The following is a 23,707-nucleotide window of genomic DNA, read 5'->3' on the forward strand; positions in this document are numbered from 1 at the left end:
AAGGTGATTAAAAGGAGAGGCTATGGATTTAGAAACTTTAAAAACTTTAGTCTTAGATGTTTATTAAATTGGCATTTTGCTAGTTGATTTTACATGGTAAGTTCGGAAGAACCTAAACAACTAAAGAGAACAATATAGAGAATCTTAATTATCAACCATCAATTAATTAGCGATATTATTCCTGCTAAAATCAAGAAAAACAAATTATCTTTAAACACTCATGAGCATTAATGTAACATTTCCCGAAGAACTCCTCATTGCTGCCAGAGAAGAAAAAGAAGCATTCTCTCGTAAAGTCATAATTTATACATTAGGGCATCTTTATCAAGAAGGAAAAATTTCAGCAGGAATCGGCGCACAAGTATTAGGATGCGATAAATATACATTTTATACACTTCTCTCTGAGTATGGTTTTTCCATTATTGATTACACAGCAGAAGAATGGGAGTCAGAAATACAAACCAGCCGTAAATTAGCCAAAAAAATCCAAGAGAATGAAGATAATTGTTAATTCTACACCGATCATCGCCTTATCTTTGATTAATCAATTAGATCTTCTTAATCAGCTATTTAATGAAGTGATTATTCCTTGGGCAGTTTATCAAGAAATTGTCATCGCTGGAGATAATAAACCGGGGGCAAAAGAACTCAAAAATGCCAATTGGATTCAAGTTCAAGAAGTTGCATCATCATCTCCTCTTGAACCGCTATTACTAGGATTAGATCGAGGAGAATTAGAAGTTATTCTCTTGGCAATTTCAATCAAGCCAGACTGGGTAATTATAGATGAGAAATTAGCAAGAAGAGTTGCCAAAGCTATGGAATTACCCGTCAAAGGAACATTAGGAATTCTCTTGGTTGGTTTTTATGCAGGTTATCTATCTAAACAAGAAATTTTAGATTTATCACAACAGTTAGTTGATTATGTAATTCGTATTAGTTCTCCGATTCTTAATTGGCTAAAAACAGAATTAGACAATGATCATTAATACCAAATCAATACAAAATAAACTACCATGAAACAACTAATCGTACACATTCGTGACCAAGAAAAAGCAGAAACACTCTCTAAAATTTTAACTGCTTTAGATTTTGTTGACTCTGTAGAAATCATCGAAGATCAAACAACATTATCTGATAACGAGCAAGAATTCTTTGCCCTGGCAGGATTGTGGGAAGACAGAAATATCACCCCTGAATCTATCCGTGAAGCAGCATGGCGAGAAGAAAAACGATGATTTTATGTGACACCAATATCCTCATTTAATTCTATAAAAACAACCATAGAATTATCGAAGAGCTTCGCCATATTGGACTAAATCAACTAGCCATTAGTTCCATTACTCAAGCCGAATTATATTATGGAGCAATCAATAAAAATGAACTAAACAAAATCAAAAGACATCTCGGATTGCTACATACCTTTCCTGTAGATGTCGCAATATCCAATCAATTTATTAACTTAATGGAAACCTACTCCCTCAGTCACAAACTCAACATCCCTGACGCTATCATTGCCTCAACAGCATTAGTGCAGAATATTAAGCTATATACATTGAATTTGAGAGATTTTTGTTTTATTCAAGGCTTAGAACTCTATGATCTGTCAAATGAATAACCCATCAACGTTAGCATTTTCCAGCGTTCAGCGAACCAGTCATGAATTAGTCAAAAAATCAAAGAGAATGAAGATAATTGTTAATTCTATTCCCAACTTAGTCCCTTTAATCCTTCATTTTGGGGGACTGGTCGCTTTAAGAGAAGTGTATCAAAGTATTAGGGATGTTAGTCGCTGGTGGCGGTGATTCTTGTTCTATGAATTAGCCTCCGCCTTATCCAATTGAATCAGCAGTCTGCTCCCCAGTGTCTTCGACAAGCACAGAAATCCGATAACATAGTTAATAGGTGACATCGGGAAAAAATCATCTATGACGACTACATCAGAAGACGTATGGCGAATCTTAGCCGAATTAGCGACTGCTCAAGCCGAATTGACTGCTGCTCAAAAAGAAACTGACAAACAACTGAAGGAGACTGACCTACTATTGAAGGAAGTTAGTCAACAACAGAAGGAAAACGCCCAACAAATCAAGGAAACTGACCGACAACAGCAGAAAACTGACAAACAACTCAAAGAATTAGGTCAGCAAATTGGGGGACTCGGGGCAAAATTCGGCAGCTTTACCGAAGGACTTGCTCTCCCTTCAATGGAAACGATTCTCAGACAACGGTTCGGCATGAAAGTTGTTAGTCCCAGTGTGCGAGCCAGCGAAGATGGACAAAACCTAGAAATTGATGTCCTTGCCTATACTAATGGTGAGTTAAATACTGCCTATATCGTCGAGGTTAAAAGTCATGCTAGAGAGGAATCTATTACACAATTAAAAAGTATTTTGCAACGGTTTCGCAGCTTTTTCCCTGAACACAAAGATAAAAAACTCTATGGCATATTAGCGGCGGTTCATGTATCCCCAGGATTACGCGAAAAAATTCTGCAAGAAGGGTTTTATGTGGCTCGGATTCATGACCAAGTGTTTGAACTCGATATTCCCGATAATTTTCAACCTCAAATCTATTAAAAATTTAGATGTGATTGCTCTCTTCCCCACAGGAAAAAACACTTTTTTCTTCATGAATAGGAAGAATTTAGTAAAATAGTAATAGAACAAATCAGAGGAAAAAAATCATCTATGGCAACTACATCAGAAGACGTATGGCGAATCTTAGCCGAATTAACTGCTGCCCAAAAAGAAACTGACAAACAACTGAAGGAAATTAGTCAACAAGGGAATAAATAATCAGTTTTTAATAACCAGATTTAGTATAAAAAGTGTTTTGCAACGTTTTCGCACCTTTTGCCTCGAACACAAAGATAAAAAACTCTATGGCATATTAGCATCCCAGGGTAAGCGCATCCTAACAATCCTTGACAAAATGAACTTTATGTGGGTTGCCTACCCAGATGGCAATTCAGGCATATTTGAGTAGAATTTGCCATCTCAATTGTTAAGCAATAATCGACCAAATAGGTCGAGTTCGTAACTATTCTGATTGACTGGTATCACTTAAAATGCCCACGCGGATCACAAAATTGGCCAATTGTCAATAGCTTTTGAGATGCCCTTTATGACAGGAAGTCCCCCGACTCATATTCGATCATCAGAACTATAAACAGGCAAAATTATCTGTATATTTAATCACTTAATCAGAAGCGTTTACCTTTGAAATAGCAGTTTTTAAATAGGAAACCACCTCATTAATTGCTACTTCTGACGCTTTTTTACTGGCTCTTTCGACTAATTCCACCTTACCCGATTTGAGAGATTTACCCGTGACAATGCGATAGGGAATCCCAATTAAATCCGCATCTTTGAACTTAACACCTGCACGTTCATTCCGGTCATCTAAAAGGGTTTCAATGCCCGCTTGATTTAACTCATTGTATAAACTTTCGGCGGTTTTTACCTGCTCGGCATCGGCTAAATTAGGAATAACCACAATCGCTTGATAGGGGGCAATAGCTACGGGCCAAATAATGCCATCTTTATCGTAGGATTGTTCTACGGCTGCCTGGGCTAAACGCGATACTCCTATACCATAACAACCCATACAAATGGGGGTAGATTCTCCCGCTTCATTAGTATAAAAAGCATTCATGGCTTGAGAATATTTATAGCCCAATTGGAAGATATGACCGACTTCAATTCCTCTGGCACTTTGCAAGGTTTGATTGGGATCATGAATAGCTCGATCGCCTACCCGGGCCTTGCGTAGATCGACGATTAATTCCGGTAAGATAAAATCTTGACCCCAATTGGCCCCCACTACATGAAACCCGGTTTCATTAGCACCAGTGATAAAGTTTTCTAAGTCTGTCACCGTGTTGTCTGCTATGCGTAAAAACTTAGGAGCTATATCGCTGGATTTTTTGAGTAAATTATCTTCTAAGTCGGGAGCAATATAACCTAAAGGTAAAGGTTTAGTTGCCCATTTCTGTTGAGCGGCAGCATCGGGTATTTTTAAAGCCAAAATTGTTTTAGCATTGTAACGGCCTGCCTGTCTAACTAATTCATTTTGTAGTTTAACTTCATTAACCTCTTGATCACCGCGAATATGCAGTAAAACTAAAACAGTTATGCCGCTATCATAAACCACTTCGTAGAGAACATTTTTGACGATAGCGGTGGCAGAACAATCGAGAAATTGAGCTAAACTTTCGATCGTGTTGGTGTTAGGAGTTTCTTTTTTAGTAAACTTTTTAAAGGGAGAAGCCACTTTATCTGCTGGCAAAGAAACGGCTTTTTCCACATTAGCCGCATACTTTTCATCGGCGGTAAATAAAACCTCATCTTCTCCGGCATCAGCTAAGACCATAAATTCTTGGGATGCGGAACCGCCAATCGCTCCAGAATCCGCTTCTACTGCCCGAAAAGCTAACCCACAACGGCGGAAAATATTGCGGTAAGCTATATCCATCGCTTGATAGGTTTTCTTTAAACATTCCTCGTCGAGATTGAAAGAATAGGCATCTTTCATAATAAATTCTCGTCCCCGCATTAAACCAAAACGAGGGCGAATTTCATCGCGAAATTTAGTTTGAATCTGATATAAATTAACTGGTAATTGTCGATAGGAACGAATTAAATCACGAGCGACGGCAGTAATTACTTCTTCGTGAGTCGGTCCTAATCCTAACTCCCGGTTTTGCCGGTCCGTCAGGGCAAACATAATCCCTTCTGCTTTTGTGTAGGTGTCCCAACGGCCTGATTCTTGCCAGAGTTCCGCCGGTTGCAGTTGGGGAAGTAAACATTCTTGGGCGCCGGCTTTATTCATTTCTTCCCGGACTATCTGGGAGACTTTCTGTAAAACCCGCCACATCAGGGGTAAATAGGCGTAAATGCCGCTGCCAATGCGACGAATGTAACCGGCACGGACTAAGCATTTATGACTGGGGATTTCCGCCTCGGCCGGGTCTTCCCGGAGAGTGACAAAAAGCTGTTGAGAGAGTCGCATCCTATCGATATCCTTTTGAACAGAAGACTTTCTATTATCTCATCAAAGGAGGGGGTCTGCAATTATCAATTACTTGTGTTGACAAACAATAACAGCGACCAGTTTACCGATTCTCAGGTATTTCCCCTCATAACTTGAGACTGGTTGGAGAAGCATTGAACCTTAGTTGCAATTGCCTAACTCCCTTGTTCTCTACTCTAGGAAATATGAGCGTTCAGGTCGGTCGCTGTTATCGTCGTTATCGAGACAGAATGTAACTTTAACAGGGTTTACTCCTTTGTGAACTTGACCTTTATAACCTTGCCAGTTGATCTGTCAGGGAAGCTTTTTTCTTTAGCTTCAATTATTAATATAACATCGGATCGGAGCTAGAAGTCTTTCTCTTAATCAAAGTTTACATTACTGGGATCAAGGAAAAGCCTAGATGTTTTGACGCTTGACCGATGATAATTAACCTCAGTTCGGTATCAGAAAAGGAGGGGGGGTTAACCTGAAAGAATACAAACGATTCAGCACCCCCGTTCTACTTTAGCCGAGTCCCGCCCTCTCGAACCGGTCATCGAGTTTTTGGCAGTGGCTTCGACATCGCAATCAACTGATGATGCGGGGTCAGACTGAAGGCGATGTTAGTCCAAAATTATTTATTTTGAATTACCATTGTTGCACAAGTAATTATATTTTCTAGATTGTTATACTCGACTCTTTGTTTTTCAATATAATTATCAAATAAATATTTTTTATCTGGATATTTTACCGCTAATTCTTGGCATCTTTGCCTAAGATAATTAAACTGCATTTCATACTCATCATTTTGATTTATTTCAGTTTCTGTATATTCTTTTATTAATTTCATGCCAGCTTTTTCTATTTGTTTTAACAGCATACTTTTTTTGAGTATAAAGTCATGCTTATAGGGTTGATCATCTTCAAAATATCCATCGTCCAAGATAATTAAACCATCCTTTATCAGATTCTTTTTTAAGATAGTCATAGTGTCAAAATAATTTCCAAATACGGGACCGATCGAGCCGAGAATAATCAGATTGAATTGGTTTAATGTATCGATTATTTCTCGTGCGTCTCCTGAAATAAATTTACACCTTGAAGTAATTGCTTCTTCTCTAGCTTTTTTATTAGCGATTTCAATAAATTCTGGTATTGCATCGATTCCAAGGCAGTAGCAATCCAGTTCAATTGACAATTTTATCGAGACTGCACCTTTGCCGCAGCCTAGATCCAGTACATTTAATTCAGAATAATTATTTGTATGTGCTTTGACAATTTTAAGAATAGAATTTGCAGAAGAGCCTATTTCCCAGAAGTCCTGTAAAATATATGGAAGAAAAGGTAAGATTGACTTATCTTGGCAATCCATAGCCTGTGCAATAGTTTCTTCTAAGGTCTTCATTCTCTCTAAAAATTTCTGGACTAACCATCAATTATATCGCTCCCTGCGGTCCCATACCCTCCTCTAAGTAGTCGTGCAAAATAAATTTCCTAGTGAAGAAAGGCAAAAGGCAAGAGGCAAGAGGCAAGGGGGGGTTAGATTTGTGTAATTAATTTTGCTTAGGTACTTATCCTACTTCCATCAGTTAAACACCCCCTCAATTTGGGCATAATTACCGCAGAAGGCTTTCTAATATTCCACTCAAAACGTGCGTTAACGTAAAGCACCGCTAACTTTAATAATGATGGATTGCTAATTATACTCACTGCTGTTGTTGTCTGACATAAGCATCTACAAGATTACGAATCAGGGATTGATAGGAAGCATTATGACGTTGAGCTTCCCGTTTAAAATACTCAATACTCTCCTTAGAAAATTCCATCGTTATCCTGACAGTATTTTGATTCGGTATTAGCTGCTCTGGTGGCGGTAAAAAGTCTTCGACAATTGTCACCTTACCAATCGGTTTTGCGGGATCAGGGGTTATGTTCTTCATAGAATTTTCTCCATTTACGCCATTCAGCTGCGCCAAATATACGAATCACTCCATCGCGGTAAGTAAAACGCACCGTTAAAACCCGGTCTTTTACCTTACCAATACAAAACCAACGTTCCTCTGAGTCACTATGTTGGACATCATGGACAATCAAACGATGTGGATCGAAAAACGCATATTGAGCAGTCTCAAAGTCCACACCATGTTTAGCCTTATTGTCAGCCTCTCTTCGACTATCCCAATCGAAAGTGCTTGTCATGTCACTCTAGCATAGTTTAGTTTGTGTCGCTAAGTATAGAAAAATGCACCAGAAAATAACAAACAAAACAGGAATAGAAAGAGCAGGGAAAATCCCCCACCGATGAATCCAAGTATGTTTATTGTCAACAAACCTTGCTTTAAAAGTAGAAATATTTCCTAAATACTTATCCTGCTCAAGGATGCGTTTTTTTTCTGTCTTAAGTTGATCCATCGCTTTGATAGCCGCATAAAGCGAAGCTCCAATAATACATGATGTCAGAATTCCTAGTATTGGTAAAAATACAGATAGAAACCCAAGTCGATAATTATTATTACCAGAAACTGCAAATGCTGCCATCAAAAAAGACTGGGAAGTGACATACCAGTTCATTCGATTGGCAATCAGATTGTGTTCACGATGGATCTCTTGGTCGATTAATCCGTAATACTCAATCGACTTGAGGTTTTCCTCGTCATTCCACCATTTTTCTTGCTCTTGATTACCCATTAATTCATCTCCCCATATAGCTTATTGAATTGAACTAAATCACCATCTTAAGTAAGTGTTTGGAATTAAATATAAAGATGGATCTCCTTGAAGGACTTGCTGCGACTCAATTTCCTAGAAAATTAGTTGCCCCATATTTTTAGTTAAATTGAATCAACAACGATTATCGAACCATTTAATTAGCACATGGCATAAAAGCAAGCTGTGACTGGGTTCTAATTCTTGGAGATGTCCATTAATTATACCGCTCCCTGCTGCCAACTCCGGCACTCATGGACAGCCTTAACGAGTAATTTAGAGAGTCAACCGCTTAGTGGTCTGTCAATCTTGAAATTGTGGATAGGGGAATCCTGCCAAATTATTCGCCCCCAGTGCCTCAAAATCATCTTAACAGACCAATAGAATCGCCCTTAATTTTTGTCAATTGTCGGCCCCTAACTATATTCCTCCCCGACACTGAGATTAAAGAGCATTTGCAGGGATTGTAAACAGCGCTTACGCGCTTCGATATCCTGTTGGGCCCGCAGTTGTACCATGGGTTCGTGAAGGATTTTATTAACGATACCGCGGGTCATTGCTTCGATAACTTCTTGGTGTTTTTCGGCGAATTCCGTCCCCAAACGGGAGAGGGCCTTTTCTAATTCCTGTTCGCGAATATCTTCAATTTTGCTTCTTAAACAGCTAATTGTCGGTACAGTGTCCAAAGAACGCCACCAAAGCTCGAAAGCTTCCACTTCCTGCTCTAGGAGTGCCTCTGCTTCCCTGGCCATCTGACGGCGACTTTCCTGATTGGCGGCAACCACCGCTTTAAGATCATCGACGTTAAAAGCTTGCACTTGTGCCAATTCCTTCACGTCGGTGTGGACGTTGCGGGGAACAGAAATATCGATTAACATCAGCGATTTAGCAGTAATCGTCACTTCTGTCAATAAATTTTTAGTTAAAATTGGTTCCGTGGCTCCGGTACTGGTAAAGACGATATCCGATGCCGCTACCGTAGCCATCATCTCTTCTAAGCCATATAGTTGCAGCGGTAGGTGAGGAAATTCACGGGCCAACTCCTGGGCCCGTCTTTGGGAGCGATTGACGATCGCAATTTGCTGAGAACCCTTAGCCAGAAGGTGAGTAACTAATAATCGGGACATTTTCCCTGCCCCGATAATAGCGATTTTCTTGCCGCTGAGGTCTGCCACCTTAGCATGGGCTAACTCCACCGCCGCCGAACTGATCGATACGGCTCCTGTGCCGATGCTGGTTTCCGTGCGGACGCGCTTACCGGCAGTCATCGCTTGTTTAAAAAGGCGATCGAGTAATTGGCTAATAGTATTGTACTTTTGAGCTAATTTATGGGTATTTTTAACTTGAGCGAGAATTTGCCCTTCACCGAGGACAAGACTTTCTAAACCGGCCGACACCCGGAGCAGATGACGCACAGCATCCTGATGCAGTAGGGTAAACAGATAACGACGCAGGACATTAAGGGGAATATGCCCGATTTCAGCGAGAAACTGGGTAATTTCCACCACGCCCTTTTCCGTATCCGTAACCACGGCGTAGATCTCCAAACGGTTACAGGTGCTGATAATCGCCACCTCTTGGATGTGGGGATAACCCTTGAGGTGGGTAAGAGCGGACTCGATTTTCGCTTCCGGGATACTCAATTTTTCGCGAATTTCCACAGGGGCTGTCTTGTGACTCAAGCCCACTACAGCAATATTCATTTATGTTCTCCTACAAATGTTGCTCAGGCTACAAAAATTATTGATAAAGATCAGTGCGTTATGTCTCTAATTGTTGCAATTTAGTCCCAATCGGGATGCAAATAAAAGATGTTTGAAAAAAAACTTTATATATTTTTACCAATGGGGGCGAGGTGAGCCATGCCCACCCCACCGGGTCAGAGAATTATCTCAGTTGAATGTATTTGGGTTGGTCGAACAGGTGAACGGTATCGACAAAGCGAGCGGTTTTCGATTGGGTGGAGATCACCAAGCTTTGGGTACGAGCGCCACCATGGAAGAAGCGTACCCCTTCCATCAGGGTGCCGGGGGTGATACCACAGGCGGCAAAGAGGACGGTTTCGCCACTGGCTAATTCTTCGCAACCGTAAACGCGATCGGGATTAGTGATACCCATTTCTTGCAGACGAGCGAGATTACCCTCGCGGCTTTCGCCGATTAAACCGGTTTTGACCACTTCGGGATCATAGATTAATTGTCCCTGGAAGTGACCGCCTAGACAACGCATAGCCGCTGCCGAGATTACCCCTTCTGGAGCGGCACCGATACCCATGAGAGCATGAATATTAGTTCCCGAAAAAGCGCAGGAAATAGCGGCCGATACGTCACCATCGCTGATCAGACGAACTCTGGCCCCGGCGTTGCGGATTTCTTGGATTAATTCCTTGTGACGGGGACGATCCATCACCACTACCACCAGTTCTTCGATCGAACGATTGAGACAATCGGAAAGAACTTTCAGGTTTTCCGTCGCCGATTTATTAATATCCACATGACCTTTAGCTGCTGGGGGAGCGGCTAATTTTTTCATATAAAAGTCAGGAGCGGCGAATAATCCACCTTTTTCGGAGATCGCTAACACGGCCATGGAACCATTTTGACCGTAGGCAACCAAGTTAGTGCCTTCGCAGGGATCGACGGCGATATCGATTTCGACCAATTCGTCGGGATTACAATATTGTTTGGCATCAACTTGGGTACAGATACCCACTTCTTCGCCAATATAGAGCATGGGAGCCTCGTCTCTTTCCCCTTCTCCAATAACGATGCGACCGCGCATATGGATTTTATTCATCCGTTCGCGCATCGCTTCCACAGCGACGTGATCGGCGATATTTTTTTCGCCTTTACCCATCCACTTCGAGGAGGCAATGGCAGCCTGTTCGACCACTTCGATAATTTCTAACCCTAGCGTACTTTCCACTCGATGATCCTCCCTACAGCTGATCTATGATTTATCTAGTGAGTTTGTTTCCTTAACAGTCAAAAGTCTATCACCAGACGGGGATCATTCTTAAGTTTTTATGTAGATCATCTGGAGGAGACTGGTATAGCTAGGGAGTTTTTGCCGGCACTGTCGCCTCCATCTCAGTTATGGAGACCTTGATCGCTGATTGCGGCTGGCGATCGCCTCAAGGGATGTTCTTCCCCCTGTTGTCAGTGCCGGACAAGGGCAGCTTTGTCGATACTAAACATCTGGTCAGGTTTTGCCGAGCAAAATTATCCACCCTATTCCGTTAATCCTTCAGTGTGTTTAACCGATGCTAGAATGCACCAAGAGACTCGGTTATTCTAGACAAGCTAAAACCCACTTTTCTTGGCAATTGAGTTAAAACGTCATCGGGTAAGGTTTTAAACTGTTGCCTGATCTCAACAAGCAATTTAAATGCGCGGGCAGCTTAACTGCCATAAATCGGTTTGTTAACGAAGAAAATAAACTATAGCGATAATAATACTCAGAATTACCACAGTCTGACGCAGATAACTAGGAGAGATAATTCTAGCTATTTTCCCCCCCAATAAACCCCCAATTAAAGAGCCAATTGCTACCACTATCGCCGCCGACCAATATACGTGATTAGAAAAGAGAAAAAACCAAGATGCAGCCACATTAACCACCAAAGAAAGCAACTGTTTTAAAGCATTTAATCTCGTGAGATTATCCTTGAGAAATAAGCCCAAAATTGCCAACTTAATCACCCCTAAACCCGCTCCAAAATAACCACCATAAATTGAAGCGAGAGCGATGGGTAAAACCGCCAAAATTTCTGGTATATGACCATTTTCGTCCCCCTGTCGCCGCTGCAACCAAGAGCGTAAAGTATCTTGAAAAGCCAATAAAGCCGCCGCTAAAAGAATCAAAAAAGGAATCAGGCGCTCAAATACTTTATCACTACTATTTAACAGCAAAATACCACCGATAATGCCGCCAATAACTGCCGATGGTAGTAATAACCAAATCCGTTTTTGTTGCCCGTGCAGGTCTTTTTTTTGGGCGAGGGTTGCCCCCAGATAACCGGGACATAAAGCGACGGTATTAGTCACATTTGCCATTACCGGTGGGATACCCACCGCCATCAGCGTCGGAAAAGTAATCAGACTACCGCCACCGGCAAGAGCGTTAATTAAGCCGGCAGCCACGGCAGCGATTGCTAGGAAGCCATACTGAGTAGGCGTGAGCATTTAGGGGTTAGGGATAGTAATTAGGGCTAAATCAATTTTTTCCTCGTCAACTTGCTTAATTTCGGCTCTAATTCCTGGTCCAAAGTATCTTTCGATTTTTTCTTGTTTTGCCAGCCACTTTTCTAGGGGTAAAAGGGGCGATTCAAATTCTAGGGTGAGACAATAGGCGGAATCAACAGCAGTTTCACGAATTGCCACTAAAGTGGGTCTTTCCTCGTCCGTGGGGCTTAATCCCAGCTTTTCTAGGGCTTCATCCAGATGCACTTCCTGTCCGTAGCGATAGCGGGTGACATCGTTGCGAAGTTTGGTTTGGGTGACAGTAGCCTGTTGTTGGCGCAATTGCAAGATTTCGGGGCTACTGGGTTGACTAAAGGGTATGGGTTTGATTTCTGAAGCTTTTAGGGCTAAACCTCCCAATAATAAGGGTAATCCGTAGAAAAACCCCGCTAAATTGACCGTGGCGTTACCTTGGGCATAACCGATAATCCCGATAACCGTTAAAATACTGCCTAAAATTAAGCCAAAGTATGATAGTCTAATTTTCCTGAGCATGAAATAATTTTTTTCTTGAGTACGCTAATCCTTTAGAGATTATACAACTCAAAAGAATCTTTTTTGCAGAGGGGCAGTGGGGAGATTTTTCAGTTATTAGCTACTGAAGGCAATTAGTGTCTATTGCCTATTGCAAGAGTGCCTATTGCCGATGTACTCGCAATTTTTCAATTAATTGAGATAATTTCTGGTCAGAAGCGGCAGTAATAAAGTCTAATTTAAACTTTTGTCCCTGGCTGAGATATTCTGCATAACTAGACAGAAGAAAAGGACGAAACTTGTCATTATCAGCAATATAAACTTCAAAAAAAGCCACCAATAAAGCCCCCGCATAATCCTCGATTAAATTTTGATTGGGTAAAGTGATATCGACCACAGACTCTAGGGTTTTTTGCATTCCTGCATCCAATTCCGTAAAATTTACATGAGCTTGTCCCTCCACCATGGCCAGATATTTATCCGGCGTTTTTAACCAAGTAAAAGGAATGGCCTGTTCAAAAATCGGATTAGCTGCCGGGTCATAACTCCCTGAACCTAAGAGGACAGGAATCGAGATTTTGCTTAAACCTTTTTCCCCAAAAATACTGCGGTTAACGGGATTAGCTGCAAAGACGGCCGCGACTCGTTCATCGCGAAAATTATAGACCTGTCTAGGCAATTCTAGGGCGCGACATTCCAGTAAAATAGCGATATTAATCCCGGAGTAAGGACGATTACAATCTTGGGCGAGATTATCAAAATCAATTTGTGCGCCGGCAACAGCTAGAGATGTATAACCCCCGAAGGAATGACCCGCTACTCCCACATTAGTGAGGTCAAGTTTACCTTGAAATTGACTAGCATTACGTCTGGCTAATTCATCGATGACAAAGCTAATATCTTTAGGTCGATTAATAAACTCATTACCATCAAAAATATTGCGATAATACCCCCCTAACGTTCCTTGCAGGTATTGGGTATCACTGCCGGGGTGTTGCGGTACCGCTACTAAAAATCCGTAGGAAGCTAGATGTTCAATTGCTTGGGCATAATCTTCCGGTCGCGAGGCTAATCCGTGGGAAAAAATAATTACAGGTGTTTTGTCTTCTCGGAAAGTTTGCGGGATATAAACATTCACATATAAACTGCGATTGCGACTGCTATCGGTTAGGTTCCAAACTTCTTTTTTTACCTGAAAGCTACCGCGCTGACGCAAATCGGGTAAACTGGTATAATTAATCGCTGGTTTAACGGCAGCGGCTTCCTCGGCTGTCCAGAGGCGCATATCTTTAATAAATATTTCCGCCACATAAACCGCATAATCGATGGTTTTAGCTAATCCGAGGATTTCTTCCCCCTGTAACTGTATATTATTGGGGAATTTTTTCAGGACATTTAAAAGGGTTAATCCTCCCGGATCGAAAGCGGCACTAACAATCGCACCCCGCAGGGCATATTTACCATTAATTCCCCCTTCAATGGTGATGCCTTTGCCCAAACGAGAGAGCATATCAGCACCCATCACACTATTAAAAAAACGAGATAGTAAAATAGGATCGATGTCAATCTTTGTTAATAAAGCCTCACGAAACTTCTCTCTTGCTTCGGGAGTTGCTCTGGACAGAAATCTTTTTAAATTAGCATCAATCTTTCCTTCTTTAGCAAAATTTTCTAGGGATGCTACCGATACGGAAAAGACGAGGGGAGTATAGACAAATTCAATTTCTTCGGCGGCTTTTAGGGGTAAAGCGGTCATACTCGCAGCGAAAAGACCTAGGAGAAAAGCTTGCAGCCGACGGGTGGGATTATTTCTGGGAAAACGATTTTGTAAACGGGGAATAATCATGGGATTTTTAGTTAGGGTAAATGACAACAATTAAAAGGGAAAAGTGGGACTACGAGTGATGTCCATAAGGCCAATTTAAGGCTAGGGCAAGCGATAAAGTGCCAAGCAAAGTAGGACGAAAAAGCATTAGCAAAACCTCGATATATTCATCTGGGATATTTTAATTATAGATTATTGATAATTTGTGAATATACTATCTAGAATAGTAAGTTATAATTGTTTTTATGTCAAGATATTAACCATTAATAAAAAACGATAAATACATGAATTTAATAAGTGAAAGTGATATATTTGGCGATGAAAATAATCAGATAAGATTTTTGACCAATATAAATTGCTAATTATTACGAATGTGAATATTTTGTTGCGGGAAGGGAATCTCGATACCCTGTTGAGTAAACCGATCAAGAATAGCACAATTAATATCACTAATTACTCGCTTTTTTCTGTTGACATCATCCAACCAAAACTTTAATTCAAAGTTTAAACTAGAATCGTCAAAATTAAGAAAAAAGGCTACTGGTTGCGGGTTTTTAAGTATGTGAGGATGTTGATCGGCAATCTCTAGCAATAAATTCATCACCTGTTGGGCGTTAGAATTATAACCAACTCCGATAACAATTGAACAATAAATCAAGTTATCACTACCCGTGTAGGTGGTGACATCCTCAGTAAAAAACTTTTGATTGGGAATAATTTTTTCGGAATTGTCTGTAAGAATTTGCACTGTTGTCGCTCGGATACCTAGCTTTTTTACCTGAGAAGTCTGTCCTTCAATATTAATTATATCACCGGGTTTGAGAACTTTTTCAAATAATAGTAAAATACCGCTAATGAAATTACTTACCACTTGCTGCATACCGAAACCAATACCCACCGATAAACCGCCAGTAATTGCCGCTATTGCTGTTGCATTAACTCCCACATAACCCAAGATGATAATAAAACCTAAGACAATGAAAAAATAACGTCCTAACAGTAAAGTTGCTTCAATTTCACCGCGACTCGCTTGCTGATTTAAATTAGTAATACTCAGAATTATACTCTCTATAAGAATAACAATAATTACCAGAAAATAGGGAGCTATTATCAAAATAAATATGCTTCTCAATGTGATCGGACTATTGAATAAATTGAAGGGAGATACTTGGGCAATTTCTTGAATATTATTGTAAACACCAATAATAGTTCTCAGGAGGAATAATACCAATAAAGGTGCTAAAAGCCGACCATGATAATATTTAATTGTATTGACGGAAAACCTAGCATATAATCCAGCTAATAAACAACGATAAATCAAGTAAAAAAATATTAATTGTATGGATAAATTAATCATTCCTCTTGTCCAGTTTTGACTGAAAAAAATTAGATACTTTAAGTCAAGTAAAATTAGACTAATAACTGGAAAATTAAGAAACTGTATCAGGATGGCAAAATATTGACGGAGGGTTAATTTTTTATCACTGTGAATAAAACTGGTGCCGTGAGGGAATCTTTTTTCTAAGTAAGACCATAACCATTTTGATAATAACCAAGCAACAATTAAGGAGAGAAAAATAGTCGTTAATTGATTTTGAACATTTCTACGTCCTAAAAATAATAATTGGTTAGCAATTATTTCCGAAAGAGAGGGGATATTGTTGTTCATATTAATTTATTTTCCCGACTTCCTGATCGAGATCTGATTGAATATAAAGTGTCAGTTTTTGGGCTGCTGCTGAGGAAGATATTTCACCAGCGATCGCTCTTTCATACCAAAATTCTCCTTGTTCTAAAATTTGATTCGACTTTTCCCAATCATCCAGAGGAACTGCCACAACATTTTGAGATTGTTGTAATAATACCGATTCGATCGGTAGTAATTTTCCTTCGATCTGTACCCGTCGATTAGTGGGAATAAAACTTTCTGTTTGGATGATTGCTTGTAATTGTTGTTCGGGATTAGAGAGAAATTTTCCTAAAGCTAACCCCAAACTATTTTCATTATCACTATTATTGCGATTAAATACCATCACCCGTGTATAGAGAATTGGTGCTGCTTTACCTTGAGTGTCTTGGGGAAGTAAAGCGACTCTGAGATCATCTTGGAGGCTGTTTTTTAAATCGGCAATTTCAATAGAATTACACACATAATAGGTTAAGCGGCCTCTAGCAAAGGCCTCGTGAAGTAATTCCCGTTGACGATTGAGGATAAAATTAGGCTGTGACGAGGCAAATTTTAGCCATTCTAGCCATTTTGCCCAACCATCCAAGCGAGGTTGCAGCCTACCCTGATCATCCCACAAATAGCCGCCAAAAATTGCCATTCCCCAAAAAGTATCTTCAAAAGAGGAAACTATCCCCACAGAATAGCCTTTGCGCGCACGTTCCACTAATCCCTCTAAACTGGTGGGAGGTTGCTTCAGCAGCGGATCGGTACTAACTTGTAATTTTTTTTGATTGTAACACAGTACATTAGTACGAGAACCTAAAGGAATGCCATAGATTTTTCCTTGATAGCTAACTTGTTTCAGCGTCGGGGGATAATAAATAGATAAATCTAGATTTTTCTGGTCAATTTCCTTCAGTACCCCTTGGGATACTAATCTGGGTATATTTCTCGAAAAAATTAGAATAACACTAGCACCCAATCCGCTTTGAGATTGTTTAAAAAAACGTTCGGGTATCTCATCGATAGGAATAGCTTTTTCGAGAATTGTCACTTGCGGATTTAATTTTTCAAACTCTTGCAAACCGAGACCTAGTATTTCAGTTAAATTTCCCTCTTCTGGATACCAAACCGAGAGAGTTCCTTGCAGTTGCTCCGATGATTGATTAGGGAGATCACTAAAACAGGCATAAAGAAAAATTGGCATCAGGATAAAAAGCAATAGGAGCGATATAATTCCCCTTATTTTTTTACTTCTCCAAACAGTTTTAACTCTGAGCCTTAGAAATTGCATCGCTCGTGATCCTTCAAAAATCTTGCCATATATTCATGATACATGAAAAGGTGACTAATAATCTTCATCAGAAAAATAATTAACATGATCTTTTGTCAAGAGCCACCAGTATAGCAGTAATCCCAGTTACTATCGGCTGCCATAATAGAATTAGTCCAAAATGCCCTGCAAGAACTACAAAATCTAGACGAGGAAAACACCCCATGAACCATCACTACAGCATCACCATTTAATGGTCAGATGAAGACCAAAAATTTATCGCCCATTTACCTGAGTTTGGACCCTATACTCATACCCATGGTGAAACCTACAATGCAGCCCTACAAAATGCCCTTGAAGTTCTATATCTCCTTATCGAAGACTACACTGCACTGGGCAAATCTCTCTCACGTCCTCAGGATATTTCCCCATAGCTCAAATATCCTCTATTACATTTCAGTCAGAACCGACAACCCCGAAATAAATGATGAAAACGTCAGCCAATAAGTAATTTTTACTTTATTATGAGAGTAATCCCCCAAACCATTGGGAGCGTAAGGCTTACGCTGAACAGAGAATCTCTCAAACCAAACCCTGAAGGTGACTGTTGCTGGCAAATTAAGTGATGATGTTCGTAAAGGAACTTTAGCTAGTATTCTTAAACAAGCAGGGTTAAAATGATCGACAAATATCTAATTGTTCTCGAAAAAAGTGAGACGGGATTTTCAGCTTATTCACCCGATGTATTGGGTTGTGTAGCAACAGGTGCGACTCTAGAAGAAACAACGGAGCAAATGCGATCAGCTTTGGCTTTGCATTTGGCAGATGTTGAAAACTTGCCCCAACCGCGAGGGATTGATGCCTATTTAGAAGCTTTGCGAGATTCGGAAGGAGAAGCATTTTTTCTAACTCATATTCCCATAGATCAAGTGTTAGTTAAACCTTAGTTTTATTAAGGAAAATGAACGATAAACTTAAGCAAACTGGAATTAAAGCTTTTACTTTAATCTGATCAAAGATCAAGTACAGGAACTAGAAGCCTGTTCCACGGGGTAGGCATTTTGTTATTTCACAGGCTATAATCTTATTAAAGATAAAACACAAGAACCAGAAGCCTGTTACACTATCTAACAATTAATTAAGTGCCATTTACTAGCAAGGAGTCGTACCATGGAACCTTTAACGCTATTGGCTACAGGAGTCACGATTATTTTAGGGGGAGCGTTGGCCCGTGTGGGGGAGCTTGTCTTAGATGGTTCCCTTGAAAAACTGATAAATTTAATCGGAGCGAATTCTCCTGATACTTTAAAAAAGTTGCAATCGGCTAATCAAGATCCTGCTTTGTTATCTGAAACCATTGAGGTAATGGCGATTTTACTGGAAGACCCAGAAATACAAAAAGTTGCAGAACAAGTGTTTAAGGAAAATCAATCTAATCCTTACGTTATTAATATGATGAAAAATGTTGGAATTGTTAATCAAGGAACAATTCATAATCCGACTTTTAACTTCAACTGACCACAGCCGCCTGTAGGGGAGCAGGTTAAACAAAACCCTGCTAACTTAGATACAACCAGTGAGAGTTCCAAGTCTATTTCGACTTCTCTTTCTAATCTTGATTACGGCATTGAAAGTCTATGTAAATTGAAAGCAATTTTCTACAAACTTAAGGGAAATGCTCGTCAACAGGAGGGTAAAGTTAATATAACAGTTAAAGAATTATCAGAATGGATTCAGGCAATTCAATCCGCAGAATCAGAATTTGAGCAATTTTTAAATTTATTGGAGGCTAATGATGATTCAGATTCATAAAAATCAAACTAATTCGGCTCAGGCTAGTAATTATGAAACAGAGTTAAATCTTGAGAACTTTGATCAGATTACGCCCAAAAAACATAATCCTAAAATCTATCAAAAGCTCTTAAAAAAAGCTCAGGATATTGGTGATAAACAATCTGAGGTTTTTGCTCTTGGCCGGTTAGCAATGATTTATCAATCTTGGGGTCAATATAGAGAAGCAGTACAATATCTTCAGCAACAATTAGTAATTATTAGAGAAACTAATGATCGGTATTCGCTGGCGAATACTTTAGGTAATTTGGGAGCGGCTTATCAGTCTTTAGGGCAGTATCAAGAAGCAATTTCACATCTTCAAGAACAATTAGCAATTGCCCAGGAGATCGGCGATATTCTTGCCCTAGCAAATGCTTTCGGAAATCTGGGGATTACTTATCAATCCTTAGGAAAATATCAGCAAGCAATTGAATATTTTCAAAAACAATTAGAAATTGCCCAGCAAATTGGTGATAAAACATCAGAAGCAAATGCTTCGAGTAATTTAGGTACTTCTTATCAATATCAAGGCGATTTTGCTCAAGCAGAATCTCTATTTTTACAAGGATTAAAAATCCATGAAGAGTTATTTGGTGGCAATAATCCTAGTGTTGCTTCTAATCTCAACAATCTGGCGAGTCTTTATCAAGATCAAGGGAGATACACAGAAGCAGAACCTCTCTTTTTCCGCTCGCTGGCGATTCGGGAAAAGCTATTAGGAAAAGAGCATCCTGATGTGGCGACCAGTCTCAACAATCTGGCGAGTCTTTATTGCGCTCAAGGGAAATACGCAGAAGCAGAACCTCTCTTTTTGCACTCGCTGGCGATTGGGGAAAAGCAATTAGGAAAAGAGCATTCTGATGTGGCGACCATTCTCAACAATCTGGCTGGTCTTTATTATGATCAAGGGAAATACGCAGAAGCAGAACCTCTCTTTTTGCGCTCGCTGGCGATTACAGAAAAGCAATTAGGAGAAGAGCATCCTGATGTGGCGACCAGTCTCAACAATCTGGCGGATCTTTATCGCGCTCAAGGGAAATACGCAGAAGCAGAATCTCTCTATCAAAGAGCGCTGGCGATTAGGGAAAAGCAATTAGGAGCAGAGCATCCTCATGTGGCCAACAGTCTCAACAGTCTGGCGATTCTTTATCAGTCTCAAGGAAAATACACAGAAGCGGAACCGCTTTATCAAAAAGCGATTGCTATTTGTTCGGAAAAATTAGGAGAAAATCACCCCGACACTCAAACAGTAAAAAATAATTATAATCTGATGCTTTCTCAACTTCCCGATGAGGAATTAAGCCAACGCTTTCCCCCCGAAATGGTGGAATATATCCAATCACTCCGTCATTCCTAGATTCTTTGTAATACCTTAATAATGCTCAAACTGCAATAAAATTACTCCAGCAGATAGTAAATGCCTAAAAAAATACGAGAACTCAAGTCTATACTTCTGAAAGCAGGGTTTACCTATCGCCCCGGTAAAGGTAGTCATACCGTTTGGAGCCATCCCCGTTTAGAATATAGCTTGACCCTGTCAGGCAAAGATAGTAGTGATGCCGATCGCTACCAGGAAAAAGACGGAAGAAATGCACTTCAGGAACTAGCCAACTTAAATCAAGGAGACAACCCATGAATTATTACTATAGTATTTTTATTCAATGGTCAGAAGAAGACAACAAATTTATCGCCCACCTCCCTGAATTTGGCCCCTATGCTCATACCCATGGTGAAACCTACCATGCAGCTCTACAAAATGCCCTTGAAGTTCTAGATCTCCTTATCGAAGACTACACTGCACGAGGCAAATCTCTCCCACCTCTCCGGGCTATTTCCGCATAGCCCAAATATTCTCAGTTCAGTAATATTTCCTAGTATTTAACCGTTCATAGAACATTTTATACCATGATCTCGGAAAAGCCAAAATAAACATTATGCAAGTTACGGCTTAGATCATTACTAAAGTTGTCATATCTCCTTCTTCTCGATCAGAACCAAAAAGCCCAAAATAAATAATGAAAACGTCAGCCAAGAAGCAATTTTTGCTTTATTATAAGACTAATCCCCACAAACCGTAAGCGATTTATGTATCAAGTCACCGTTGATTACGCCAAAGCCAACCTAGAAAAACTCTGCGATCGCACTGAAAAAGAACCCGATGGAGTAGTGATCGTTCGTGAAAATCGCAGTTATATTCTCATCACTCAAGAAGAATGGGAATCCTTAGCTGAAACCTCCGAACTCATGCAAGATTCCAAACTATTACAACATATTGCATCAGCACGACGAGAATATGCCGCAGGAGAAACCCTGATAATGGAACAAGTATTTGGATGACAACCTACACAATTGTCTTTTCTAAACAAGCGCGAAAAGATACCGACGAACTCACCCAAAAACAAAAAGTCAAACTTCAATAAATTTTAACTAACATAATTGCAATTAATCCCTATATTGGCAAATCCTTAAAAGGCGATTTAGAAGGCTTGTATTCCTATCGCCTAAATAGAAAAGATCGTCTGCTTTATGAAATTTATGAAGACGATAAAACTATTCTGATTATTCGTACCAAAACACACTAGGGAGATTAGGTAAGAGCGGTCATAACGCCTGAAGTCATCCCCGTTTAGAATATAGCTTGCCCCTGTCAGGCAAAGATAGTAGTGATGCTGATCGCTACCAGGAAAAAGACGGAAGAAATGCACTTCAGGAACTAGCAAAATTAAATCAAGGAGACAACCCATGAATTATCACTATAGTATTTTTATTCAGCTGTCTTATTACATTTTGGAATTAAGGGAAAATCACCCCGATACTCAAATAGTAAAAAATAATTAGGGTTTGCTGAAAAAGTAAGGGCGATCGTCGATCAAGATGCAAGGTTTTTGAGACACTAGCTTTAAAATCTTGCATCTGTTTTGTGAAACAAGCCACTAAACTCCTTACCTTGTACATATTTCACATTTATTCAGCAAACCCTAGTTAAATAATCTTTGCAGAAAAGTGCTTTGATCCCGCAGAAAAACCTGAGCGCAATTACGCCCCGGCATCCCCGAAATTGAGCCGCCGGGGTGAGTTCCTGCCCCAGTTAAATAAAGGTTTTTAATGGGGGTTTTGTAGTTAGCTATTTCTGGCAAAGGACGCAGGAAAATCATCTGATCTAAGGTCATATCAAGATGATAGTAATTACCTTTATAGGAACCCAAACGATTAGCTAATTCGGCCGGACTTTCCACCCGACGGGCAATGATCGAAGATTTGAGATTGGGAGCATAATCGGCCAGTTTATCAAGAACTCGATCGGCCACGCGATTTTTTAATTCTTCCGTCCATCCCGTGCCGTTTAATCCCGTTCCCTCGGCCCCGGCAATCTGATAGGGGGCAAAAAATTCGATCCAGAGGGTATGCTTGCCCTGGGGAGCCATGGAGGGATCGAGAATAGTGGGGACATCTAGGTACATCGAGGGATTTTCGTCGGGAATCTGCCCCAAAATCGTTAAAGCGTGGGCCTGTTCAACGTGACGGACGGAATCGGCGATGAGAATCGTTCCCTGTAAATACTCCTCTTTGTGATCATAAGCCTCGAACCTTGGCGCTTCGGCGAGGGCGCAATCAATTTTAAGAATTGTTTCATTGTTATTGACAATTCGCCGTTCTACCCTTTCTCGCAATTCCGGATCGGCGGCATCCACATCGGCGGGGGCGACTAACTGTAAAAAAACTCGTCTAGCGTCAATATTAGAGATAACACCCGCTTTTGCCAGATATTCTTGTCCAGAGTCCACCCTAACCCCGATCGCTTGTCCTTCCTCGATTAGAATCTGTTTAACTTTCTGCTCGGTTAAAATTACCCCACCGAGACTAACAACACATTTCACCAGAGCCTCGGTTAGTGCGCCTGTACCACCACGAGGGCGAGCCACCCCGGGGGAGTGACGCATCGCCATCATCATCATCCCGGAGGTAATGCCTTTTTGGGAGGGAGGAGCGCCAATTTCCGCCGCTAGACGAGCCAGGGGTGCTTTGACAAATTCGTTCTCAAACCACTCATTGAGGACATCTTCGGGGGAAGTAATCATCGTGCGGATGAAGTCGAGCAGTTTCTTTTTCGAGCCGATCGCTTTCCAGACACTAGCTAAAGCACTAGAGTTATAATTGCGGGCGATTCTGAGCAAATCTTGGGGCGGGGCATTAAACCAAGGCCCGATCGCATTCATCAACTGCGCCCAATAGTCGATAAACTGAAGGTAGCGATCGGCATCTCGCGGACAAAACTGGGCAATTGCGGCGTGAGTTTTTTCCAGAGAGCGATAGGAAAGAAAATATTGGCCGGAGGGATGGGGACAGAAAACGGTAGGATCGAAGAATAAATACTCTAATCCGTGGCGTTTTAGCTCCAATTCCTCAATTACTGGTCCTAAAAAGATAAATTCATGATCGATCGCACAGAGATTAAACTTAAAATCGGGGGCTAGATCCGGGATAACCGCTTCTGTGGTAGCGGCTCCTCCTGGTACGCTACGCTGTTCGAGAAGGAGGACGCGATAACCGGCTTTGAGGAGATAGGCGGCACAAACTAAACCATTATGCCCGGCACCGATGAGGATGACATCGTAACTTTCCATGCAGTTTCAAAAATTCCTATTTTTAATTTTGCGCTTTTCTTGACC

The 23,707-nt window shown here is 40.6% G+C and carries 30 protein-coding genes; 17 read left to right on the forward strand and 13 right to left on the reverse strand.

The genetic code is table 11. The features are described 5' to 3' along the window. Nucleotides 1-220 precede the first annotated feature (220 nt). From LW728_RS09330 to LW728_RS09355, 6 genes are all read left to right on the forward strand, one after another. Nucleotides 221-511 carry a UPF0175 family protein gene (locus tag LW728_RS09330; protein ID WP_002802052.1) on the forward strand — a complete coding sequence of 97 codons (291 nt, stop codon included), beginning with the start codon at nt 221-223 and terminating at the stop codon, nt 509-511. Continuing rightward, on the forward strand, nt 495-989 hold the full coding sequence (locus LW728_RS09335) for a PIN domain-containing protein (RefSeq protein WP_002802059.1): 495 nt from the start codon (nt 495-497) through the stop codon (nt 987-989). Before LW728_RS09330 ends, LW728_RS09335 begins: the two co-directional genes overlap by 17 nt. Before the next feature lie 27 nt (nt 990-1,016). Next, on the forward strand, nt 1,017-1,238 hold the full coding sequence (locus LW728_RS09340; protein WP_002802061.1) for a hypothetical protein: 222 nt from the start codon (nt 1,017-1,019) through the stop codon (nt 1,236-1,238). Nucleotides 1,239-1,291: 53 nt separating this feature from the next. After that, nucleotides 1,292-1,618, forward strand: coding sequence for a type II toxin-antitoxin system VapC family toxin (locus LW728_RS09345; protein WP_255348759.1), 327 nt, complete (start codon nt 1,292-1,294; stop codon nt 1,616-1,618). Beyond that, complete coding sequence (locus tag LW728_RS09350; protein ID WP_149977694.1) at nt 1,611-1,805, forward strand: hypothetical protein; 195 nt, start codon at nt 1,611-1,613, stop codon at nt 1,803-1,805. Before LW728_RS09345 ends, LW728_RS09350 begins: the two co-directional genes overlap by 8 nt. Nucleotides 1,806-1,928: 123 nt before the next feature. Then, nucleotides 1,929-2,579: a DUF3782 domain-containing protein gene (locus LW728_RS09355; RefSeq protein WP_287766430.1), complete on the forward strand. Its 651-nt coding sequence runs from the start codon at nt 1,929-1,931 to the stop codon at nt 2,577-2,579. Between the two features lie 622 nt (nt 2,580-3,201). On the opposite strand, the gene LW728_RS09365 is transcribed toward LW728_RS09355, so the two are convergent. The 7 genes from LW728_RS09365 to glpX all read right to left on the reverse strand — a co-directional run bounded on the left by LW728_RS09365 (nt 3,202) and on the right by glpX (nt 10,647). Further along, the gene (locus LW728_RS09365) at nt 3,202-5,013 is read right to left on the reverse strand and encodes a proline--tRNA ligase (RefSeq protein ID WP_287666696.1); all 1,812 of its coding nucleotides are present in this window, start codon (nt 5,011-5,013) and stop codon (nt 3,202-3,204) included. A gap of 637 nt (nt 5,014-5,650) precedes the next feature. Continuing rightward, the gene (locus tag LW728_RS09370; RefSeq protein ID WP_287766432.1) at nt 5,651-6,421 is read right to left on the reverse strand and encodes a class I SAM-dependent methyltransferase; all 771 of its coding nucleotides are present in this window, start codon (nt 6,419-6,421) and stop codon (nt 5,651-5,653) included. Between the two features lie 301 nt (nt 6,422-6,722). Next, a complete protein-coding gene (locus tag LW728_RS09375) occupies nt 6,723-6,956 on the reverse strand; it encodes a hypothetical protein (RefSeq protein ID WP_002756314.1) in 234 nt (77 codons plus the stop codon). Further along, complete coding sequence (locus LW728_RS09380; protein ID WP_002756313.1) at nt 6,937-7,215, reverse strand: BrnT family toxin; 279 nt, start codon at nt 7,213-7,215, stop codon at nt 6,937-6,939. The genes LW728_RS09375 and LW728_RS09380 overlap by 20 nt, the downstream gene beginning before the upstream one ends. A gap of 6 nt (nt 7,216-7,221) precedes the next feature. Beyond that, nucleotides 7,222-7,704, reverse strand: a complete 483-nt coding sequence (locus LW728_RS09385) for a RipA family octameric membrane protein (protein ID WP_287666704.1) — start codon at nt 7,702-7,704, stop codon at nt 7,222-7,224. A 434-nt stretch (nt 7,705-8,138) separates the two neighbouring features. Continuing rightward, nucleotides 8,139-9,425 (reverse strand): glutamyl-tRNA reductase, encoded by a 1,287-nt coding sequence (locus tag LW728_RS09390; protein WP_287766434.1) that lies wholly within the window; start codon nt 9,423-9,425, stop codon nt 8,139-8,141. 184 nt (nt 9,426-9,609) lie between these two features. After that, nucleotides 9,610-10,647 carry a class II fructose-bisphosphatase gene (gene glpX, locus LW728_RS09395; protein WP_002756310.1) on the reverse strand — a complete coding sequence of 346 codons (1,038 nt, stop codon included), beginning with the start codon at nt 10,645-10,647 and terminating at the stop codon, nt 9,610-9,612. 170 nt (nt 10,648-10,817) lie between these two features. On the opposite strand from glpX, the gene LW728_RS09400 reads away from it, so the two are divergent. Beyond that, nucleotides 10,818-10,964, forward strand: a complete 147-nt coding sequence (locus tag LW728_RS09400; protein ID WP_287766436.1) for a hypothetical protein — start codon at nt 10,818-10,820, stop codon at nt 10,962-10,964. A 180-nt stretch (nt 10,965-11,144) separates the two neighbouring features. On the opposite strand, the gene LW728_RS09405 is transcribed toward LW728_RS09400, so the two are convergent. From LW728_RS09405 to LW728_RS09425, 5 genes are all read right to left on the reverse strand, one after another. Next, nucleotides 11,145-11,906, reverse strand: a complete 762-nt coding sequence (locus tag LW728_RS09405) for a sulfite exporter TauE/SafE family protein (RefSeq protein WP_287766439.1) — start codon at nt 11,904-11,906, stop codon at nt 11,145-11,147. Continuing rightward, the gene (locus LW728_RS09410) at nt 11,907-12,458 is read right to left on the reverse strand and encodes a DUF2854 domain-containing protein (protein ID WP_149974096.1); all 552 of its coding nucleotides are present in this window, start codon (nt 12,456-12,458) and stop codon (nt 11,907-11,909) included. A gap of 142 nt (nt 12,459-12,600) precedes the next feature. Next, nucleotides 12,601-14,283, reverse strand: coding sequence for an alpha/beta hydrolase (locus LW728_RS09415; protein WP_002802096.1), 1,683 nt, complete (start codon nt 14,281-14,283; stop codon nt 12,601-12,603). A 337-nt stretch (nt 14,284-14,620) separates the two neighbouring features. Continuing rightward, nucleotides 14,621-15,931 (reverse strand): mechanosensitive ion channel family protein, encoded by a 1,311-nt coding sequence (locus LW728_RS09420; protein ID WP_002802098.1) that lies wholly within the window; start codon nt 15,929-15,931, stop codon nt 14,621-14,623. A 1-nt stretch (nt 15,932) separates the two neighbouring features. After that, the gene (locus LW728_RS09425) at nt 15,933-17,225 is read right to left on the reverse strand and encodes a sugar ABC transporter substrate-binding protein (protein ID WP_287666713.1); all 1,293 of its coding nucleotides are present in this window, start codon (nt 17,223-17,225) and stop codon (nt 15,933-15,935) included. A gap of 257 nt (nt 17,226-17,482) precedes the next feature. Here LW728_RS09425 and LW728_RS09430 point away from each other — a divergent pair, with 257 nt between their 5' ends. From LW728_RS09430 to LW728_RS23395, 10 genes are all read left to right on the forward strand, one after another. Next, a complete protein-coding gene (locus tag LW728_RS09430) occupies nt 17,483-17,638 on the forward strand; it encodes a type II toxin-antitoxin system HicB family antitoxin (RefSeq protein WP_287666735.1) in 156 nt (51 codons plus the stop codon). 160 nt (nt 17,639-17,798) lie between these two features. Next, nucleotides 17,799-17,885, forward strand: coding sequence for a type II toxin-antitoxin system HicA family toxin (locus tag LW728_RS09435; RefSeq protein WP_373276102.1), 87 nt, complete (start codon nt 17,799-17,801; stop codon nt 17,883-17,885). Further along, nucleotides 17,882-18,151 (forward strand): type II toxin-antitoxin system HicB family antitoxin, encoded by a 270-nt coding sequence (locus tag LW728_RS09440; RefSeq protein ID WP_002802104.1) that lies wholly within the window; start codon nt 17,882-17,884, stop codon nt 18,149-18,151. The genes LW728_RS09435 and LW728_RS09440 overlap by 4 nt, the downstream gene beginning before the upstream one ends. Nucleotides 18,152-18,374: 223 nt before the next feature. Then, nucleotides 18,375-18,722 carry a hypothetical protein gene (locus tag LW728_RS09445; protein WP_287766442.1) on the forward strand — a complete coding sequence of 116 codons (348 nt, stop codon included), beginning with the start codon at nt 18,375-18,377 and terminating at the stop codon, nt 18,720-18,722. A 126-nt stretch (nt 18,723-18,848) separates the two neighbouring features. Further along, on the forward strand, nt 18,849-19,016 hold the full coding sequence (locus tag LW728_RS09450) for a hypothetical protein (protein WP_002737018.1): 168 nt from the start codon (nt 18,849-18,851) through the stop codon (nt 19,014-19,016). Next, nucleotides 19,000-20,394, forward strand: coding sequence for a tetratricopeptide repeat protein (locus tag LW728_RS09455; protein ID WP_287766444.1), 1,395 nt, complete (start codon nt 19,000-19,002; stop codon nt 20,392-20,394). Before LW728_RS09450 ends, LW728_RS09455 begins: the two co-directional genes overlap by 17 nt. Before the next feature lie 60 nt (nt 20,395-20,454). Continuing rightward, complete coding sequence (locus LW728_RS09460) at nt 20,455-20,673, forward strand: type II toxin-antitoxin system HicA family toxin (RefSeq protein WP_287766446.1); 219 nt, start codon at nt 20,455-20,457, stop codon at nt 20,671-20,673. Beyond that, complete coding sequence (locus LW728_RS09465; RefSeq protein WP_002737731.1) at nt 20,670-20,879, forward strand: type II toxin-antitoxin system HicB family antitoxin; 210 nt, start codon at nt 20,670-20,672, stop codon at nt 20,877-20,879. The genes LW728_RS09460 and LW728_RS09465 overlap by 4 nt, the downstream gene beginning before the upstream one ends. A gap of 243 nt (nt 20,880-21,122) precedes the next feature. Beyond that, complete coding sequence (locus LW728_RS09470; protein ID WP_287766448.1) at nt 21,123-21,374, forward strand: type II toxin-antitoxin system Phd/YefM family antitoxin; 252 nt, start codon at nt 21,123-21,125, stop codon at nt 21,372-21,374. A 104-nt stretch (nt 21,375-21,478) separates the two neighbouring features. Beyond that, nucleotides 21,479-21,619 carry a type II toxin-antitoxin system YoeB family toxin gene (locus LW728_RS23395; protein WP_373276103.1) on the forward strand — a complete coding sequence of 47 codons (141 nt, stop codon included), beginning with the start codon at nt 21,479-21,481 and terminating at the stop codon, nt 21,617-21,619. A gap of 396 nt (nt 21,620-22,015) precedes the next feature. On the opposite strand, the gene crtO is transcribed toward LW728_RS23395, so the two are convergent. Next, on the reverse strand, nt 22,016-23,662 hold the full coding sequence (crtO, locus tag LW728_RS09480) for a beta-carotene ketolase CrtO (RefSeq protein ID WP_287766450.1): 1,647 nt from the start codon (nt 23,660-23,662) through the stop codon (nt 22,016-22,018). Nucleotides 23,663-23,707 lie beyond the last annotated feature (45 nt).

The organism is Microcystis sp. 49638_E5 (assembly GCF_021300285.1).
GTDB classification, from domain to species: Bacteria; Cyanobacteriota; Cyanobacteriia; order Cyanobacteriales; family Microcystaceae; genus Microcystis; species Microcystis aeruginosa_C.